Below are 1,207 nucleotides of genomic sequence, written 5' to 3' on the forward strand. Positions count from 1 at the left end.
TCATTGGGTGGTGAGGAATTGTTCGGCCCAGACGGTTTTGCCGGTGGGGGTGTGGCGGGTGCCCCAGCGTTGGGTGAGTTGGCCGATGAGGAGGAGGCCGCGGCCTCCTTCGTCGTAGGTGCGGGCGCGGCGCATGTGGGGGGTGGTGTTGCTGGTGTCGTGGACTTCGGTGGTGAGGGTGTTGTTTTGGTGGATGAGGCGGAGCTGGATGGGGGGTTGGCCGTAGCGGATGGCGTTGGTGATGAGTTCGCTGACGATGAGTTGGGTGGTGAAGGCGGCGTCGTCGAGGTGCCAGGTGGTGAGTTGGTGGGTGGTGTGTTGGCGGGCTTGGGCGACGATGGCGGGGTCGGAGGGGAGGTTCCAGGTGGCGATGTGGTGGGTGGGGAGGGCGTGGGTGCGGGCGATGAGGAGGGCGATGTCGTCGTCGGGGGGGTGGGTGAGGAGGGTGGTGAGGATGCGGTCGCAGATGGTGTCGAGGGTGTGGGCGGGGCGGGTGAGGGCGTGGAGGAGTTGGTTGAGGGCTTCGTCGATGTCGTGGTCGCGGGGTTGGAGGAGGCCGTCGGTGTAGAGGGCGATGAGGCTGCCTTCGGGGAGGTGGGTGTCGAGGGTTTCGAAGGGGAGGCCGCCGAGGCCGAGGGGTGGGCCGGGGGGGACGTCGAGGAGGTGGACGGTGTGGTCGGGGGTGAGGACGGCGGGTGGGGGGTGGCCGGCGCGGGCGAGGGTGAGGTGGCGGGAGGCGGGGTCGTAGATGGCGTAGAGGCAGGTGGTGCCGATGCCTCCGGCGCTTTCGGGGGCGTTTTCGGTGCCGGTTTCGTCGGCGGAGAGGTGGATGACGAGGTCGTCGAGGTGGGTGAGGAGTTCGTCGGGTGGCAGGTCGACGTCGGCGAGGGTGCGTACGGCGGTGCGGAGGCGGCCCATGGTGGCGGAGGCGCGGATGCCGTGGCCGACGACGTCGCCGACGACGAGGGCGACGCGGGCGCCGGAGAGGGGGATGACGTCGAACCAGTCGCCGCCGATGCCGGCGCGGGTGCCGGCGGGCAGGTAGCGGGTGGCGATGTCGAGGGCTTCCTGGTCGGGCAGGGTCTGGGGGAGCAGGCTGCGCTGCAGGGTCATGGTGGTGGTGTGGTTGCGGGGGGTGGGGCGGGGGGTGTGGTGGATGCTGCGGGCGGTGCGGGCGGTGAGTTCTTCGGCCAGCCAGAGGTCGTCG

The 1,207-nt window shown here is 70.4% G+C and carries 1 protein-coding gene; it reads right to left on the reverse strand.

Translation table 11 applies throughout. The features are described 5' to 3' along the window. Window positions 1-1,207 (reverse strand): ATP-binding SpoIIE family protein phosphatase (locus tag AB0D27_RS45315; RefSeq protein WP_362521478.1); only part of this gene is annotated, 1,207 nt, incomplete at its 5' end.

This window comes from Streptomyces sp. NPDC048415 (assembly GCF_040651675.1).
GTDB lineage: Bacteria > Actinomycetota > Actinomycetes > Streptomycetales > Streptomycetaceae > Streptomyces.